Origin of the sequence: Devosia sp. (genome assembly GCF_017744655.1) — a bacterium.
Classification (GTDB): domain Bacteria; phylum Pseudomonadota; class Alphaproteobacteria; order Rhizobiales; family Devosiaceae; genus Devosia.
Genome location: NZ_JAGIAW010000010.1, coordinates 114,662 through 130,958, shown reverse-complemented (window position 1 = coordinate 130,958; position 16,297 = coordinate 114,662). Strand labels below are relative to the sequence as shown.

The following is a 16,297-nucleotide window of genomic DNA, read 5'->3' as shown; positions in this document are numbered from 1 at the left end:
TACTAAGTCTCAAGACTTGGGAGAGTAGGTCACTGCAAGGTCTGCCAAAAACACATCGTCTCTTTACGATACAAAACAAACAAAAGGCCCGGTTCGAAAGAACCGGGCCTTTTGCGTTTGTGGATCATTAGAACGACGCGTCGTTTTGGCGAAATACATATGAAAAAGGCGGGCCTTGAGCCCGCCTTTTGTATTTCTACCAGACGATTGGATGCGTCTCGCCATTGGAAACATTGACGAATCCATCCGGCGCCAGTGGCGAGGGCGCCACAAGAACCCAGCGCCATGGCGAACAGGTCAGCGTGGCAAAGGCCAGGCGCTCCGGGAAACCCGGCCACCAGCGCGGCGAGAAGGTCGGCTCATACATCCATTCGATGGTTTCGCCCTGGCGATAGAGTTCGACCATTTCCTTGTCGAGATCCGGTGCGGGCCGGCAGGTCATCAATCCGCCAACCTCGTAGCGCACCGTCGCCAACACCTTGCCGCCGCTGACCAGCGCCCAGCCGCCTTGGATCTCATTGAGCGTGTTGACGGCCAGGGCCATGGCTTCGTCCGAGGAACCAACAACCCAGATATTGTGCTTGTCATGGCCCATGGAGCAGGCGAGGGCGGTATCGGGCGTCTTCGGCCCCGTCCCCAGCCAAAACATCCTTGCCGTTTTGCCCTCGCCCGAAAAACGATCGACAATGGCAAATTTTGTGATGTTGCGATCGCTGTCGCGCTGAACCAGTCCGTCGACAACAGGCAGTTCATCGGTGATGAACTCATCATGCCAGTGGAAGGGACGCAGCAGCGCCGCCTTGACGATTTCGCGGCCGGCCGGAGCGGCAATCGCAAAATCATCTGCAGTCAATTGGCGCTGGATATTGACCGAAGACGTCGCCCATTCCGGCCAGTCGATTTTTGGCACCTTGGCGGTATAAGTCTTGCCGGAGGAGACCTGCTTCCCATCCGCCCAAACCTCGGCAATACCAAGCGTCTTCTCGTCATCAAGCAGCACGAGATCGGCAAAGCGCCCCGGCGCAATGGCGCCCACCCATGGCGTCAGCCGCATGTGCCGGGCCGGATTGATGGTCACGAGCTGCACGGCGATCTCGAGCGGCAATCCCGCTTCCATGGCGAGACGCACATTGTGGTCCGTGGCCCCGAGCTTCATCGTGTCCGAGGCGCTGCGGTCATCCGTGCAAAGAGCGAAATTCGACCAGTCCTGCTGGCCTTGTGTAAGCAGCCCGGTGATAATGTCTTTCAGCGAATGCGGCCGCAGCTCCATGAAGAGCCCGCGCCGCAGCTTGTCTGCGACCTCTTCCGGCGTCCATGCTTCATGGTCCGAAGCCATGCCGGCACCCGCGAAGGCATTGATATCATTGATGGCGCGCATGCCGGCGGCATGGCCTTCGACAACGCCGCGCTGCGCAAATGTCGCTTCGATCATGCCCCAGAGGCGCTCATGCGAGGGATTTTCCGGGTTCCAGACCGCCGGCCAGTCCATGACCTCGTCGAGGCCGGCGACCAGCAGATGATCGCGCATAAATTCGTTCTGTTCGGCAAAGCCAAAATGGCCGCCGCCCCACTCATAGGCGGTTGGCGGCACGGCCGAGCCGGGCAGCGGGAAGATCTTTGCCGGCGAGCCGGCGCGCCGTGCCGTCAGCCAGAATTCCAGATTTTTCGGGCCATTGACGTTGGAAAATTCGTGGCTCGCTTCGCAGGTCCAGGTGCAGCCATGTGGCAGCACCAGCGCGGCTTCCCATTCCGGCGTCAGGTGGCTCGATTCGATATGCTTGTGAACCTCGCCAAAACCGGGCACGGCGCTGAACTGCCGGCGATCGACGTGCTCGGCAACTTCGCCGGGATAGGCGCCGGCCGGTCCGACCCAGGCCACACGTCGACCCGAAATGACGATCTCCTGATCCTCATGCCAATTGCGGCCATAGGTATCGAGCAGGCGCCCGACGCGCACGGCACGATCAGCCGGCTTTTTGCCCAGGGCAACAAGGGCAAGATGCTTGCGGATCGCCACTTCGTCCTTGGCATTGACAATGAGATCATCGGGAAGGGGAGTGGTCACGAAATATCCAGTCTCAAAATAGATAAGTCGGCGCCACGGCGCCGACCTCTGGCAGTGTCCCATAGGCCGGTTGGGCCGGGCAAGTCAGATCAGGCTTTGCTTGCGGCCCAATTGCAAAGTTGCGTCCAGAGTTTTTCGTAGCCGGCCCAATCTACAAAAGGCGGCGGTGCCCAGTGCGGGCCGCAGTCGGAAGCAAATGCGACGCTGCGGCCCTTGCCGAAGGCCCCGGCCACAATGAGCGGATCATCGCCAACGCTGGCGACAAGCGTTGCGCCCGGCTTGGTGGCAATGCGATTGTAGCCGAGTAGGATCGGCCAAGTCGCCTCAAGGCCGGCCACGATGGGATGCGCCGTCTCGGCAACTACCGGCTCAATCCCCTGCGGCGCCTCGACGCGATCGTCGCCCTTTTCGATGGTCACGGGCAGCGCTTCCTCGATGGGCGAGCCGGCATATTGCGCCTTGGCGTCAATCCCCTGGAACGTCAGGTAACCGCCGACCATGACGAGGCCGCCACCATTGGCGACATAGTCGCGGATCGAGGTGAGCCGATTGGGGAGAACCTTGGATTTGGTAAAAGTTTCCGGGTGCAGCAGCAGCGTATTGGCGCCGATATCGGAGAGCAACACGACGTCATAGGCGGAGAGATCTTCTGCGGTGAACGGGAACTCGCGCGCCGCGACATGCGAAGGCTGGAAGGTAACGTCCCAACCGCCCTTTTCCAGCGCCGCCTTCAGCCAGCGCACGCCTTCGGCATATTCGGTGGTGGTAAAACTATCAAAACCCTTCTGGTGGATCGAATGCACGGTCCAGGATTCACCGGCGATCAGGATGCGCTTCTTCATTTCAGGACCTTTCGAGAGGGAGGGGCGACGGATTGGCGCGTCACCAATTCGACCGGCAGCCTTGTCTCGGCCGCCGGCGTTTGCCCTTCGAGAAGGGCGAGGAGATGCTTTACCGCCAGTTCGCCCATGGCGGCGACCGGCTGGCGGATTGTGGTCAGCGGCGGGTCGACAAGGGCCGCGAATGCCATGTCGTCGAAGCCGACGAGGCTGATATCGTTGGGAATGGATAGCCCATGTGCCCGCACGACCTGCATGACGCCGATGGCGATATAGTCGGAACAGGCGAGGATGGCAGTCGGCGGGTCGACGGCATCGAGCAGCACCGAGGCGGCCGCCACGCCATAATCACGCGTATAGTCGCCCAGCAGCACCCAGCCTGGCCGTACCGGCAATCCGGCCTCGTCCATGGCGCGGGTAAAGCCGGCAAGGCGCTCATTGACGCTCATCAGCCTGTGCGGCCCGCCGATCAACGCAATATCCCTGTGCCCCATGGCAATGAGATGTTTTGCGGCGAGATAGGTGCCCTCGGCATTGTCGACGAAAACGCGGGGCACGCTGACCCCGTCGATATCCTCATCGAGCAGGACGACATTTTCTCGCCCCGCGAGGAGATTGGCGAGCGAACCGTCATCCACCCGATTGGTGGTCATGATCAACCCGTCGACATGGCTGTCGGCCATGCGGCGGATGGCATTCATTTCCGCATCGGCATGGCCGCCGGTGGAAGTGATATAGACCGAATAGCCGCTGGCATGGGCCTGCCGTTCGACGGCCGCGGCCAGCTCGGCAAAGAACGGGTTGGCAATGTCGGGCGTGACGAGCGCAAAAGCTTCGGATTTGCCGGTCGAGAGGCGTCGTGCCAGGAGATTGGGGCGATAGTCGAGCTTGGCTATGGCCGCATCGATCCGGTCGCGCGTTGCCTGCGGCAGGTCGATGCGATTGTTGAGATAGCGCGAAACGGCCGTGGGCGAGACCCCGGCTTCGGCAGCAACATCGCTCAGCGTGGCCATCTCTGCCCCCTAGATGCCATGACGCTCGCTCCAGGCCGCGACAATGCGCAGGCTCTCACCCAGAATGCCCGCGATCAGCGCCTCGCCCTTCGCCGCAGTGGCCGGACGCGGATCGCCGAAAACGCCGGAAGGATTAAAGTCGCGAAACTGCATGGGCTCGCTGCCAAAGGTCGGCGGAAAGCTGGGATAAGACGGCTCTGCCCGCTCCATGTCGACGCCCTCGGGCGCGACCGCGAGCATGATTGCGGTTTCCACCTCGTCGGCGTGATAAAAGCCCGGCCCAGCCGGCTGGCTATCGCAAATCTCGGCGGCAAGGCGCTCAAGCCCGGGGTAATCGAGATGGCACACCGGCAGGCCAGCCGTCACCAGCGTACGCGCGGCGAGCAGCATGGGCTCGCGATTGCCGAAATGGCCATTGACGACAACGAGGCCACGCACGCCCATGCGCAGGAGTTCGTGCCCGATATCTTCCACCATCGCCTGCAGCGTGCGCGGCGAGATGGAAATCGTGCCGGGATAGGCGCTGGCCGTCCATGCGTCGCCATAGGTGATCGGCGGCAGCAACAGCGCGTCGAGCTCGTCGGCCAGGCGCTTGCCGACGCCGTGCGCCATGTCGGTGTCTGTTGTGAGCGGCAGATGCGCGCCATGCTGTTCGCAAGCGCCAAGGGCGAGTACTGCCAGTGTGCCCGCTTCAATGCGTTTGGCGACATCGACCCAGGGCGTGCGGGAAAAATCGGCTGAGCTCATGGCCGCCACCCCAGCACGAGCAAGGGCACGCCCGGAGCAATTCGGCTCAACAATTCCCTTGTGCTGACGGTGTAGTCGACATCTCCGCCGCGCACCGTGCCAAGGCTCGCCCCGACAATGTCGGAATAGGCGTAGCCATGGGCGAGAAGGTCGACCATGGCTGCCTGGATCGGGTGAATGGTGGGGTTGAACGCCACGCTTTCGATGGCGTGGCCGGTAACCATGCTCCCGTCCTTGAGGTGCAGCAGGACCGCGCCGGGACATTTGCTATAGGGCGAATGACTGCGCCGCCCCTTGGCCAAGAGGCTGCCGGCGACCGGGGAAACGGCGTCTTCGTCGAATTTCAGGCCCGGCCAGAGTTCGCGGCCCGGCACTGCGCCGCTTTCACCTAGATAATTCGGATCGAACGGCCAGGGATAAAGCTGCGCTAGGGTCAGCGTGTGCCCCAACGGATCGATCAGTTCGAGTTTGTCGCTCGCCGCATATTCGGCAAGACATTGCCGGCAATGGGCGCAGGGATGCGCCTCGCCAATGGCAATCACCGAGATATTGGTGCCCCGGCTCATAGCCCGAGTGAACACGAAACCCTCGCCATGGAGGGTAAAACCGAGATGCGTGCCCGGAAATTCGACATTGCCGCCGAGGATCAGATTGCCCGTTTCCGCCTCGAGCCCGACTGCGCCGACGTGAAAATCGGAAATGCTGGGTCGCGCAATATTCTTGGCGATGTCGAGTAAGAGGCACATGAGATCGCGCACCGAAGCGAGGCCAAATTCGCCGATCAACCCCGCCGCAATGCCCGCCGCAAGCACGCTGCCATCATTGCTTCCCGGCCGCCGCTCGTGCTCCGAAAGCGCTGTCTTGACGCGCGCCGCGATGGCCCGCCGAACCTCGGGGCCGATCATCGCCAGACGTGCGGGAACGGCCGGATCTGCGGCAAACGGATTGACGCTCATAGGCAACCTGCCGAAGAAATATGCAAAAATCCCGTACGGTGAGCGCTTGTGCAAATCCAGAGCGATAGCATTTGACAACCCCCGCGAAACCGTCGTTAGATTGATATGTAAAGCGCTTTACTAGCGATTGGTCAAATGGGTTCTACACTCCTTCGCAATGCATGGGTTCTCACTGTGGACAGCGGCAATGCCGTCTATCCCGCCGGCTGGGTGGCCTTTGCCGATGGGCGGATTACCGGTGTCGGTCCCATGGAAACCTGCCCCGCTGCCACCGACTTCGACGAGGTGAAAGAGCTTTCCGGCCATGTGGTCATGCCCGGCCTCGTCAATGCCCATACCCATTCGGCCATGGTGCTGTTCCGCGGTCGTTCCGAGGGGCAAAGCCTCCTCACCATGGAAGGCTGGTACAATTCCATCCGCGAACCGGAACTGTCGCTGGTCGCGTCAGATATCGGTCCCGCCGTCGCCCTTTCCTGCGCCGAAATGGTTCTTACGGGCACGACGACCTTCTGCGACCAGTATTTCTTCGCCGAAGAGATTGCCGAGGCGGTCAAGCAAGCCGGCCTTCGCGCCGTGATCGCCTATGGCATTGTGCAACTGGGCGACAAGGCGCGCGGCGAGGAGGAATTGGCCCTGGCCACGAACTTCCTTCGGCAGCAGCGCTCCGCTGATGGTCGGGTTATCCCCTGGTTCGGTCCACACGCGCCCTATGTCGATAACACCGAAGACCTGCTGCTGGCCGAAGTCGCAGTTGCCAACGAATATGGCGTGGGTCTGCACCTGCATATGGCCTGCGGTCCCGAGGACAATGAAGAAACCGAGCGCCGCTATGGCACGACGGCTGCCGTCGCCCTCGAAAAGCTCGGTTTCTTCAATGGCCGCATTCATGCCGCGCACTGCCTCGATCTCAGCCCCGAAGACATCGCGGTTTTCGCCCGCGCGCCGCATGCGTCCATTTCCCACAATGCCACGGCCGGCCTGCGCTCGGGCCGCGAAGGCATCTGTCCCGTCGTGGATTTGAAGGTAGCCGGCGTCACAGTGGCGCTCGGCACCGATAATGTCGCCGCCAATAACGGCTATGACATGATCAACGAAATGCGCGTCGCCGGCCTCGTTGCTTCGCATCGCGAGGGCAGGGCGCAGCCCATTTCCAGCGCGGAGCTGGTGCGCATGGCGACCATCGAGGGCGCAAAAGCCCTCGGGCTCGAAAACGAGATCGGCTCGCTCGAAATCGGTAAGTCGGCCGATATCATCGCCATAGACATTTCCGGTGCCGGTTATTCCGAAACCCCTGACATCGAGACGCTTCTCGTCTATTCGGGAAGCGGACGGGATGTGCGCCATGTCTTTGTCGCCGGTGAGCAACTGGTGGCTGACAGGCAGCTCCTGCGTCGGCCCTTCTCCGAAATCCGGGCCGAATACTCAAACACCTACAAGGATTTCTGGGCCCGCGTCGAAGCGGCCCGGAAAGTGGCATAATGGCAAGAAAACTTATTCTCGATACTGATGGCGGCGTCGACGACGCGCAGGCCCTGCTCATGCTGATCGCCAATGGCCGTACGCCGGACGCGATCACCACCGTCTTTGGCAATGTCGGCCTCGACGCGGCAACTCGCAACATTCTTACGGTGCTCGAAGTCGCCGGTAAGGGCTCCGTGCCGGTACACAAGGGCGCCGATCGCCCGCTGACCCAGCCAGTCATCGACGCAAAATACATCCACGGCGAAGACGGTCTCGGCGGCGCCCCGCGTCCGGCAAAGATTCCGGAAGTCGCCGGCACCAATGGCGTCGGCTATCTCGTCGACACTTTCCGCGCTGCCGCCAAGGCCGGCGAAAAGGTCGACATCCTGATGATCGGGCCGCTGACCAATCTGGCGCTCGCGCTGCGTCTGGCGCCCGATATCACCGCCGGCATCGGTCAGCTCACCATCATGGGCGCCACCGTCTACGGTCGCGGCAACACCACCCCAGCGGCCGAATTCAACATCTATGCCGACCCGGAAGCCGCTGCCATCGTCTTCGGCACCGAGATTGAAATGCTCATCGCCCCCTGGGAACCCTGCGTTACCCATTTCATGACCGGCGACGAAGTCGAGGCTCTCTTGAAGGACATTCCGGAAAGCCCGGAAAAGATTTTCTCGGTCGCCCTCGTCGAACACGCCCGCCGCACCACGGTCGGCTATGGCGGCCCCGACCACTTCCGCTTCGTCGATCCCCTGGCCATTGCTGCGGTGATCGAGCCGGAACTCGTGACCAAAACCCTGCGTGCCTCGATGGATGTGGCGCTCTCGCCCGGCATCACCCGCGGCATGACGGTGGTTGATCCAACCGGCCGCCTGGGCACGCCCATGGTGACCATTATCGAGGAAGCCAGGGTTGATCGCCTCGTGGCGCTCTATCGCGCTTCCGTCGCCTACCGCGCCAATATCTGACAAAGCCAAGGGAGCTCCGTCAATGTCCATGCCTAAATTCTCGCGTCGCGCTTTTAGCGGCCTGCTTGCTGCAGGCCTCTTGGCCTCGGTTTCCGCCGGTGCCGTCATGGCGCAGGAATACACCAAGGAAAACCCGCTCAAGGTTGCCCTGGTCGTCCACGGCAATCTCGGCGACAAGAGCTTCTTTGATTCCGCCGCTGCCGGCCTCGACCGCGCCGAAGCCGAGCTTCCCGTTGATGTCACCGTCATCGAGGCTGGCATGGATCGCGGCCGCTGGCAGCCGGCCCTGGCCGATGCCACCGACCAGGGTTATGATGTCGTCATCGGCGGCACCTGGGAAATGACCGGCTTCATGGCTGAGCTGTCCCCGGAATATCCCGATACCAAATTCATCATTTTCGATGATGCCCCCGATTTCACCGGCGGCGCCAATTCCAACATTCTCGCCATCAATTATCGCGTTTCGACCGCCGGCTACCTCGCCGGTTACGCTGCCGCGAAAATCTCCAAGACCGGCAAGCTCGGCGAAATCCTCGGTGTCGAAGGCGCGACCATCCTCGAATTCGCCCTCGGTTTCGAGCAGGGTGCCAAGGCTGCCAATCCCGATGTGGAAGTGACCCGCGCCGTTGCCGGTTCCTTCACCGATCCGGCCAAGGGCAAGGAACTGGCGCTCGCCCAGTTCGCCCAGGGCGTCGATATCGTCTTCCCGATTGCCGGCGGCACCGGCATCGGCGCGCTGCAGGCCGCACGTGACGAAGGCAAGCTGGCTGTCGGCGTCGATAGCGATCAGGCGGCAATCTTCGCCCCGACCGATCCGGCGCAGGCCGATGTGATCTTCACCTCGGTCGAAAAGAAGGTCGGTGACTCGCTCTTTACCGCCCTGCAGCAGACCATCGAAGGCACTGCCCCCTATGGCACCAACCTGATCCTCGGCCTTGCCGATGGTGCCGTGGGCATTTCCAAGAACAGCTTTTATGAAAAGCTCGTTCCCGCCGAAGTACGCGCCGAGGTTGATGCTCAGGAAGCCAAGATCATCGCCGGCGAAATCACCGTCGAAAGCGCCATGAACTAAGCCTTCAGACCCCGCCTTTTCCAAAAGGGCGGGGTCTTTGTTTTTACGGGGACCCTCGATGGCGCCGCTGCTCGAAGCCATTTCCATCGGCAAGACCTATCCCGGCGGCACTGTCGCCAATGACGGGGTCAATCTCTCCGTTTCGGCGGGCGAGGTGCATGCCGTCGTCGGCGAAAACGGCGCCGGCAAATCCACGCTGATGAAAATCCTGTTCGGCATCGAACAGCCCGATCGCGGTGAAATCCGCCTTGATGGCAAAGTCGTCAGCTTCGCCAATCCGCGCGAAGCCATCGACAATGGCATCGGCATGGTTTTTCAGCACTTCTCGCTGGTCCCCTCCTTCTCGGTTTATGAGAACGTCGTACTCGGCTCCGAGCCGCGCAACGGCATAAAGTTCGACCGCCGCGAGGCGATCGAAAAAGTGCGCGCGCTCTCCGAAAAGTTCCGCCTTGCGGTCGATCCCCTGCCGCCGGTTGGCCAACTCCCTGTCGGCCAGCAGCAGCGGGTGGAAATCCTCAAGGCGCTTTATCGGGACGCGCGCATTCTCATTCTCGACGAGCCCACGGCCGTGCTCGCACCGCAGGAGGTCGAAGAGCTTTTCGTCGCCGTCCGCGCGCTGGTCGCTCAGGGCCGCACCGTCATCTTCATCGCGCATAAGCTGCCTGAAGTTCTGGAAATTTCCGATCGTATTACCGTCATGCGCGGCGGCAAGACCGTCGGCTCGGTCAATGCCAGGGATGTCACCGAGGACAGCCTCGCCACCATGATGGTCGGCCGCGAAATCGCCCTGCGCGTCGATCGCGCCAAGACCCGCGGCGATGTGGCCTGCGAGGTCAAGGCTCTCAAACTGACCGCCGAGAGCGGCGTCACCATCGCCCAGGACCTTAATCTCAAGGTGCATTCGGGCGAAATTCTCGGCCTAGTCGGTGTCGAGGGCAATGGCCAGGCCGAACTGCTCGAAGCCATTGCCGGCCTCCGCCCCGTGGCCGATGGCGTCATTTATCTCAATGGCACCAGCCTTGGCCCCAAAAGCGTTCTCGAACGCCGCGAACAGGGCCTTGCCAGCATCCCCGAAGATCGTATCGCCCGCGGCCTCGCCACCGGCGCCACCATCGCCGAAAATCTCATCGCCACGCGCCTCGCTGACAAGCGTTTCGTGCGCAATGGCCTTCTTGATTTGAAGGCAATGAAGGCCAATGCCCTTTCGCTGATCGAGCGCTTCTCCATCCGCTCCGGCGGGCCCGGCTATGCAGTCGGCACGCTTTCGGGTGGCAATATGCAAAAGGTCGTGGTTGCCCGCGAACTCTCAGAACAGCCCAAGCTTCTCCTCGTCAATCAGCCGACGCGCGGCGTCGATCTCGGTGCCACCCAGTTCATCTGGAAGTCCCTCACCGACGCCCGTGATGGCGGCGCCGCGGTGCTGCTGAGTTCGGCCGATCTTTCCGAACTTCTGGCGCTCTCCGATCGCCTCGTCGTCTTCTATCGCGGCAAGATCGTTGCCGCCTTCGTCAATTCCGATGATCTCACCGCCGAAACGCTGGGCACCTATATGCTCGGCCTTTCGAGCCAGGACCCCGAAGCTATGCGGGCAGCCCTCCAATGAGCACCACCTCTCCCTCCCGCTGGAAAACCGTCCGCAGCGAAACCGGCCGCGCTCTGACTGCGCTGGTCATTGCCTTGGCCGTCGCCCTCGTCGTCATTCTTCTTACATCGGCCGATCCCGGCGCCGCCTTCCAGACCCTCCTCACCGCGCCGCTCTCGTCCAACCGCACCATGGGCCTCTGGATCGACGACGTCGCCAAATTGACCCTCACCGGCCTTGCCTTCAGCCTCGTCTTTCAGGCGCGGCAATTTTCCATGGGTGTGCAGGGTCAGGTCTATATGGGCGGCCTTTTCGCCGCGCTTATCGCCATGTCGCCCATCGGCGCGACACCTCTGGCGATCCCGGTCGCCATGCTCGCCGCCATGTGCGCCGGCGCCGTCTATGGCTTCATTCCGGGCTATGCCAAGGCCCGTTTTGGCGCCAGCGAAATCGTCTCCTCGCTCATGCTCAACTACATCGCCATTCTGGTGGTAAACTACCTCATCCGCGCCCATCTCGCGCCCGCCGGCACCGGCCAGCTGATGACGGCAAAGTTTCCCGACACGGCGATCTTCCCCGCCATCCTTCCCGGTACGCGCTTCGACCTCGGCATCGTCATTGCCCTGGTCTCCGCCCTCGCCGTCTGGTTCCTGCTCTACCGCACCAGTTGGGGCCTCAAACTCCGCCTCGTGGGCCATAATCCAAAATTCGCCGAATATGCCGGCATCCGCTCGAGCTTCATCATGGTCTCGGCCATGACCGTCGCCGGTGCCTTTGGCGGCCTCCTCGGCTCGGTCTTCGTGCAAGGCCGCGCCTTCGGCAATCTGGCGCAGAATTTTGACGGCAACCTCGCCTTCGAAGGCATTCTCATCGCCATCGTGGCCCGCTCCCGCCCACTTGCCGTGCCCATCGTCGCCTTGGCCTATGGCTATCTCCGCCAGGGCGCCCAACTCATGGGCATCCGCACCGACGTGCCCACCGAAATGATCTCCGTGGTCCAGGCCATCATCATCCTGCTCGTCGCCTCGTCCTTCTCCCTGCCGGGCAAAAAACTCTTCGCGCGCCTCAGGGGCCAGAAATCAGCCAATGCCGCCACGCCGGAGGCCGCCAAATGATCGAACTCCTGCTCACGGTCTTTTCGGCCACCTTCTTCGTCACCGTCGTTCGCACCACGACGCCGCTCCTCTTTGCTGCGCTCGGCGGCCTCATCTCCGACCTTTCAGGCGCCCTCAACGTGGCGCTGGAAGGCATGATGCTGATTGCGGCGCTGACCGCCGTGATCGTCTCGGTCTATGCCCCCTGGTATGTCGCCGTGCTGTCGGGTGTCGCGGCCGGCGCCATGCTCGGCGCGCTGATGGCTTTCTTCCATCTCCGTTTGAAGGCCGACATCATCCTCGTCGGCTTTGCCGTAAACATTCTGGCGACCGGCGGCACCGTCTTTGCCCTCTCGCGCGCCACCGGCGGCGACAAGGGCACCTCCATCAATCTGCCTTCCAAGGCCGTGCCGGGGGTGGACCTCTCTTTCCTCGAAGCCATTCCGGCCGTGGGACCGACGCTGAAGAGCCTTCTCTCCGGCCATTCGATCCTCTCCTGGCTCGGCGTCTTCATGGTCTTTGCGGTCTGGTACTTTTTGTTCCGCACCCCCTATGGCCTCTGGCTTCGTGGCGTCGGCGAATATCCGGCAGCGCCCGAAGCGGCCGGCATTCCCGTCGCAAAAGTCCGCGCCTGGAGCCTTGTGGCATCAGGCGCTCTCGCCGGCATCGGCGGCGCCCAGCTCGCCATGTTCAACTATATCGGCTTTACCCGTGACATGACCGCCGGTCGTGGCTTCATCGCCCTTGGCGCCGTGCTGCTCGGCGCTCGCCACCCGGTCGGTGCCATGCTTGCGGCATTGCTTTTCGGCATCTTCGAAGCCCTCGCCATCGTCATGCCCAACCTCTTCAACTGGATCCCCGGCGAGATGATCCAGACCATCCCCTTCGTGGTGACGGTTCTTGCCCTCATCCTCTTCTCCTACCGTGCGCAGCGTGCCCGGCAGATGCGGACCCTTTCCAAGATATGACGCAACCTGACGATTTGATCCTTGATGCTGCCCAAGAGGTAACAGTCCGTCAGCATTTATTGCTCGTTTCGCTAGGCAAAAAGCCCGCCGATCTCGCCATCGAGGTCGGCCGCCTCCTCGCCGTCCACGCCAATGAGTGGATGGAAAACCAGGAGATCGTCGTCTCCGGCCGCCGCATCGCCTATGTCGGCCCCATCGGCTCCTATCGCGGCGAGGTCGCGAAACGCGTTTCCTACCCCGATCTCTCGGCCGTCCCCGGCTTCGGCGAAGTGCACAAGCACATCGAATCCACCCACCTGACGCCCGATTTCGAAGCCGAGCTTGTTCTGCCGCGCGGCAATACCTGGACCTGCGAAGCCAGCCACGAATTCGCTAACGTCAACGGCCCGAAAAACATCGAGTTCTGGGAAAAAGCCCGCCGCGCCGGCTCGCCCCTAAAAGTCTTCATCCAGCCCGGCTCTGCCGTGCCGCCCACGCCCTGGGAACAATCCGGCGGCTATTTTGACTACGAAGAGCAGAAGCAATTCCTGTCCGAAAACCTCTCGGTCACGAGCCTCGACGAAGTCATGGACTGGCCTTCCGTCTGTGACCCAACCAATCCGGGCTATCAGCGCATGTGGGGCATGATCCGCGCCACTTTTGAAATGCGCGGTGTCGTCGAAGGCCATGGCAATGGCCTCACAGACCTCCACGACATTTCCGCCTTCGCTGCCGCCGGCCTCTCCTCCGACCACGAAGTCTGGGCGCTGGAAGAAACCTGGGACCGCCTTCTCCGCGGCCTTTTCACCGAGCTTCGTCCGTTCTCGTATGACGCCATAATTCCCGGCCTTCTCGCAAAAGGCCTGAAGGACTGGTCGAACATCGCCTTCACCACGGACGACCGCAGCGCCACGGACACCCTCAAGGACGGAGCTACCGACCACAATGTCCGCCACGCGATCCACTACGGCCTCTCGCCCGAAATCGCCATCCAGTGCGCCACCATCAATCCCGCGCGCCACATGCGCATTGACCAGTGGGTAGGCTCGATCACGCCGGGACGCTATGCCGACATAGTGCTTTTACGCGACGTCCCCTCAATCGATATCGCCCACGTCTATTCCGACGGCCAACTCGTCTCCGATGGAAAGACCTATACCGGTCCGGACGTCCGCATCGACTGGCCCGATTGGGCCTCCGGCTCCGTCAATATTGGCCGCACGCTCACCGCCGCCGACTTCGCCATCAAGGCCGAGCCCGGCCGCACTACCATGCAGGCCGCCATCTCCCGCCCCTTCGCTTGGAACGAAGACTTTTCCGTCGAAACCCTTCCCGTCGAAAACGGCGAAGTGCAGCGCGACCCCGCAAAACTCATCACCAAATGGTCGATGATCGATCGCTATCGCGGCGATGGCGCTGTCGCCTCCATGTTCTGGTCCGGCGTTGGCCCCTCTGACCCCGATACCGCCCTTTGCTGCTCCGTCGCCCACGATAGTCACAATATCTGGTGCATCGGCTCTTCCGATGCCGCCATGGCCAAGGCCGTCAATCGCCTCGCCGAAATCGACGGTGGCTGGGTCCTTGTCCATCGTGGCGAAGTCGTCGCCGAAGTCCGCCTCGAAATCGCCGGCCTGATGACCGCGCGCCCTGCCGAGGCTTTTGACGCCGACATGAAGAAATTCCTCGCCCGTGCCGAGGAAGTGGACTGGGTCTACGCCCCCGCCGCCATGAACCGCTGGAAGCCCGGTTTCCCCGAATTCCTGATCTTTGCGACGCTCACCTGCTCGCCTTGGCGTTGGGTGCTCGTCGCCCCCTCCGAGCTTTGCCCGGAAGGTTTTGTGAATGTACAAACGGGCGAAACCCACAAGATCGTCTGGTGAACATGAACATTTCCGGCGCAGGCATCATCGGCACCTTCTTCCACGCGCCGACGCGCGACCGGCTAGAGGTGCTGGAAAACGTCCTTATTCGTGTCAATGACACCGGCACCATCACCGACATCCACCCCGCCGGCGATTCCATGCGCACTCTGGTGGAAGCCGAACTCGGCGATCGCCTCCATCGCCTCCCCGATGGTTACTATGGCCTCCCCGGCCTCGTCGACCTCCACATCCACGCGCCGCAATATCCCCAGCTTGGCCTCGCCCTCGATGAGCCGCTGGAGGTCTGGCTGCAAAAATACACCTTCCCCCTCGAAGCTCGTTACGCCGACCTCGATTTCGCCCGCGAGCGCTACACCGCCCTCGTCGACGATCTCTTGGCGACCGGCACCACAACAGCCCTCTATTTCGCCACCCAGCACGAAGCCGCGACAAAACTCCTCGCCGACATCTGCATTGAAAAAGGCCAGCGCGCCCTCGTCGGCAAGGTGGTGATGGATGATCCCGCCGCCTGCCCGGAATATTACCGCGACGACAGCGCCGAAACCGCGGTGGCAGAAACCCGCGCCGTCATCGACCACATCCGCTCCCATCCCGAAAACGGGGCAGGGCGCGTCCTCCCGGTCATAACCCCGCGCTTTATTCCATCCTGCACCGACGAAGCCCTCACCGGCCTTGGCGCCCTGGCGCAGGAATGCGGCTGCCACGTCCAGACCCATTGCTCGGAAAGCGATTGGGCCCATGGCCATGTCCTTTCCCGCTACGGCAAAACCGACGCCGCCGCCCTCGACTCCTTCGGCCTTCTGACGCGCAAAAGCGTCCTAGCCCATTCTAATTTTTTGACCGACGACGACATGGAGCGCCTCGCCGCCCGTGGCGCCGCGGTGGGGCATTGCGCCCTTTCGAACATCTACTTCGCCAATTCCGTATTCCCGCTGCGCCATGCGCTCGAAAAAGGTGTCCATGTCGGCCTCGGCACCGATATTTCCGGCGGCCCCTCCGCCTCCATGTTCGAAGCCGTCCGCACCACGGTCCAATCCTCCCGCATGCTGGCCGAAGGCACCGACCCCGCCTTGCCGGCAGAAAAGCGCGGCCGCCCCAACGCGGCGGTTGGCCTCATCACCGCCTTCCATCTCGCCACGGCTGGCGGTGGTGTCGCGCTCGATCTGCCCATCGGCATAATCGCGCCCGGCTACCGCTTCGACGCCATTGCCGTGGACACGAATGCGCGAACTGGCGCCATTCGCCTCTTCGGCGAAACCGATCCAACCGCCATTTTCGAAAAGCTGATTTACGGCACAACGCGCGCCAATATCGCCGCCGTCTGGGTGGATGGTATCGAACGCACCCCTTGAAGATGTCAGCCGCTCGGGTCCATTATGGATATGGGGCGAGTTGATGGAAAGGCGATGCGACGATGGAGTTCAAGGTCGTAGCGGCTAGTTATGACGCTGCCGCCCAATTGCTCTCCTATACGGCGACCGGGCTGCGCAATGGCCTCAAATTCACCGTGTCGTCCCGCGTCAAATGCCTCAAGGACCCGGGCTCGAAAGAGCGTCTGCACATGGTCGTGCTGATCGCGCTCACCGACCATTTCAAGCGCCCAAGCCCATCCGGCCTCAGGTGGTAGCGTCATTGCCCGGACGTGCCGGGCAATGACTTTGATTCAG

At 62.2% G+C, this 16,297-nt stretch carries 14 protein-coding genes; 9 read left to right on the top strand and 5 right to left on the bottom strand.

Annotation, left to right across the window (positions count from 1 at the left end):
• Positions 1-196: 196 nt before the first annotated feature.
• The 5 genes from J7557_RS18720 to J7557_RS18700 all read right to left on the bottom strand — a co-directional run bounded on the left by J7557_RS18720 (position 197) and on the right by J7557_RS18700 (position 5,620).
• Positions 197-2,065, bottom strand: a complete 1,869-nt coding sequence (locus J7557_RS18720; RefSeq protein WP_291421542.1) for an adenine deaminase — start codon at positions 2,063-2,065, stop codon at positions 197-199.
• Between the two features lie 89 nt (positions 2,066-2,154).
• A complete protein-coding gene (locus J7557_RS18715; RefSeq protein ID WP_291421541.1) occupies positions 2,155-2,907 on the bottom strand; it encodes a glutamine amidotransferase in 753 nt (250 codons plus the stop codon).
• Positions 2,904-3,917 (bottom strand): LacI family DNA-binding transcriptional regulator, encoded by a 1,014-nt coding sequence (locus J7557_RS18710; RefSeq protein WP_291421540.1) that lies wholly within the window; start codon positions 3,915-3,917, stop codon positions 2,904-2,906. The genes J7557_RS18715 and J7557_RS18710 overlap by 4 nt, the downstream gene beginning before the upstream one ends.
• 9 nt (positions 3,918-3,926) lie before the next feature.
• On the bottom strand, positions 3,927-4,664 hold the full coding sequence (locus J7557_RS18705; RefSeq protein WP_291421539.1) for a creatininase family protein: 738 nt from the start codon (positions 4,662-4,664) through the stop codon (positions 3,927-3,929).
• Positions 4,661-5,620 carry a hypothetical protein gene (locus tag J7557_RS18700; protein ID WP_291421538.1) on the bottom strand — a complete coding sequence of 320 codons (960 nt, stop codon included), beginning with the start codon at positions 5,618-5,620 and terminating at the stop codon, positions 4,661-4,663. Before J7557_RS18700 ends, J7557_RS18705 begins: the two co-directional genes overlap by 4 nt.
• A 135-nt stretch (positions 5,621-5,755) precedes the next feature.
• Here J7557_RS18700 and J7557_RS18695 point away from each other — a divergent pair, with 135 nt between their 5' ends.
• The 9 genes from J7557_RS18695 (at position 5,756) to J7557_RS18655 (ending at position 16,257) form a co-directional block, all read left to right on the top strand.
• On the top strand, positions 5,756-7,099 hold the full coding sequence (locus tag J7557_RS18695; protein ID WP_291421537.1) for an amidohydrolase: 1,344 nt from the start codon (positions 5,756-5,758) through the stop codon (positions 7,097-7,099).
• Positions 7,099-8,052 (top strand): nucleoside hydrolase, encoded by a 954-nt coding sequence (locus tag J7557_RS18690; RefSeq protein WP_291421536.1) that lies wholly within the window; start codon positions 7,099-7,101, stop codon positions 8,050-8,052. The genes J7557_RS18695 and J7557_RS18690 overlap by 1 nt, the downstream gene beginning before the upstream one ends.
• A gap of 22 nt (positions 8,053-8,074) precedes the next feature.
• The gene (locus J7557_RS18685; RefSeq protein ID WP_291421535.1) at positions 8,075-9,124 is read left to right on the top strand and encodes a BMP family protein; all 1,050 of its coding nucleotides are present in this window, start codon (positions 8,075-8,077) and stop codon (positions 9,122-9,124) included.
• Between the two features lie 58 nt (positions 9,125-9,182).
• Positions 9,183-10,727: an ABC transporter ATP-binding protein gene (locus tag J7557_RS18680; protein ID WP_291421534.1), complete on the top strand. Its 1,545-nt coding sequence runs from the start codon at positions 9,183-9,185 to the stop codon at positions 10,725-10,727.
• Positions 10,724-11,821 carry an ABC transporter permease gene (locus tag J7557_RS18675; protein WP_291421533.1) on the top strand — a complete coding sequence of 366 codons (1,098 nt, stop codon included), beginning with the start codon at positions 10,724-10,726 and terminating at the stop codon, positions 11,819-11,821. Before J7557_RS18680 ends, J7557_RS18675 begins: the two co-directional genes overlap by 4 nt.
• On the top strand, positions 11,818-12,768 hold the full coding sequence (locus tag J7557_RS18670; RefSeq protein ID WP_291421532.1) for an ABC transporter permease: 951 nt from the start codon (positions 11,818-11,820) through the stop codon (positions 12,766-12,768). The genes J7557_RS18675 and J7557_RS18670 overlap by 4 nt, the downstream gene beginning before the upstream one ends.
• The gene (locus J7557_RS18665) at positions 12,765-14,627 is read left to right on the top strand and encodes an adenine deaminase (RefSeq protein WP_291421531.1); all 1,863 of its coding nucleotides are present in this window, start codon (positions 12,765-12,767) and stop codon (positions 14,625-14,627) included. The genes J7557_RS18670 and J7557_RS18665 overlap by 4 nt, the downstream gene beginning before the upstream one ends.
• Before the next feature lie 2 nt (positions 14,628-14,629).
• Positions 14,630-15,982 (top strand): guanine deaminase, encoded by a 1,353-nt coding sequence (gene guaD / locus J7557_RS18660; RefSeq protein WP_291421548.1) that lies wholly within the window; start codon positions 14,630-14,632, stop codon positions 15,980-15,982.
• A gap of 62 nt (positions 15,983-16,044) precedes the next feature.
• Positions 16,045-16,257: a hypothetical protein gene (locus J7557_RS18655; protein ID WP_035082982.1), complete on the top strand. Its 213-nt coding sequence runs from the start codon at positions 16,045-16,047 to the stop codon at positions 16,255-16,257.
• Positions 16,258-16,297 lie beyond the last annotated feature (40 nt).

Bases quoted from the DNA above. Each gene is read 5' to 3' on its own strand.
- J7557_RS18715 (WP_291421541.1), bottom strand. From the start codon at position 2,907: ATGAAGAAGCGCATCCTGATCGCCGGTGAATCCTGGACCGTGCATTCG.
- J7557_RS18710 (WP_291421540.1), bottom strand. From the start codon at position 3,917: ATGGCCACGCTGAGCGATGTTGCTGCCGAAGCCGGGGTCTCGCCCACG.
- J7557_RS18705 (WP_291421539.1), bottom strand. From the start codon at position 4,664: ATGAGCTCAGCCGATTTTTCCCGCACGCCCTGGGTCGATGTCGCCAAA.
- J7557_RS18700 (WP_291421538.1), bottom strand. From the start codon at position 5,620: ATGAGCGTCAATCCGTTTGCCGCAGATCCGGCCGTTCCCGCACGTCTG.
- J7557_RS18695 (WP_291421537.1), top strand. From the start codon at position 5,756: ATGGGTTCTACACTCCTTCGCAATGCATGGGTTCTCACTGTGGACAGC.
- J7557_RS18690 (WP_291421536.1), top strand. From the start codon at position 7,099: ATGGCAAGAAAACTTATTCTCGATACTGATGGCGGCGTCGACGACGCG.
- J7557_RS18685 (WP_291421535.1), top strand. From the start codon at position 8,075: ATGTCCATGCCTAAATTCTCGCGTCGCGCTTTTAGCGGCCTGCTTGCT.
- J7557_RS18680 (WP_291421534.1), top strand. From the start codon at position 9,183: ATGGCGCCGCTGCTCGAAGCCATTTCCATCGGCAAGACCTATCCCGGC.
- J7557_RS18675 (WP_291421533.1), top strand. From the start codon at position 10,724: ATGAGCACCACCTCTCCCTCCCGCTGGAAAACCGTCCGCAGCGAAACC.
- J7557_RS18670 (WP_291421532.1), top strand. From the start codon at position 11,818: ATGATCGAACTCCTGCTCACGGTCTTTTCGGCCACCTTCTTCGTCACC.
- J7557_RS18665 (WP_291421531.1), top strand. From the start codon at position 12,765: ATGACGCAACCTGACGATTTGATCCTTGATGCTGCCCAAGAGGTAACA.
- guaD (WP_291421548.1), top strand. From the start codon at position 14,630: ATGAACATTTCCGGCGCAGGCATCATCGGCACCTTCTTCCACGCGCCG.
- J7557_RS18655 (WP_035082982.1), top strand. From the start codon at position 16,045: ATGGAGTTCAAGGTCGTAGCGGCTAGTTATGACGCTGCCGCCCAATTG.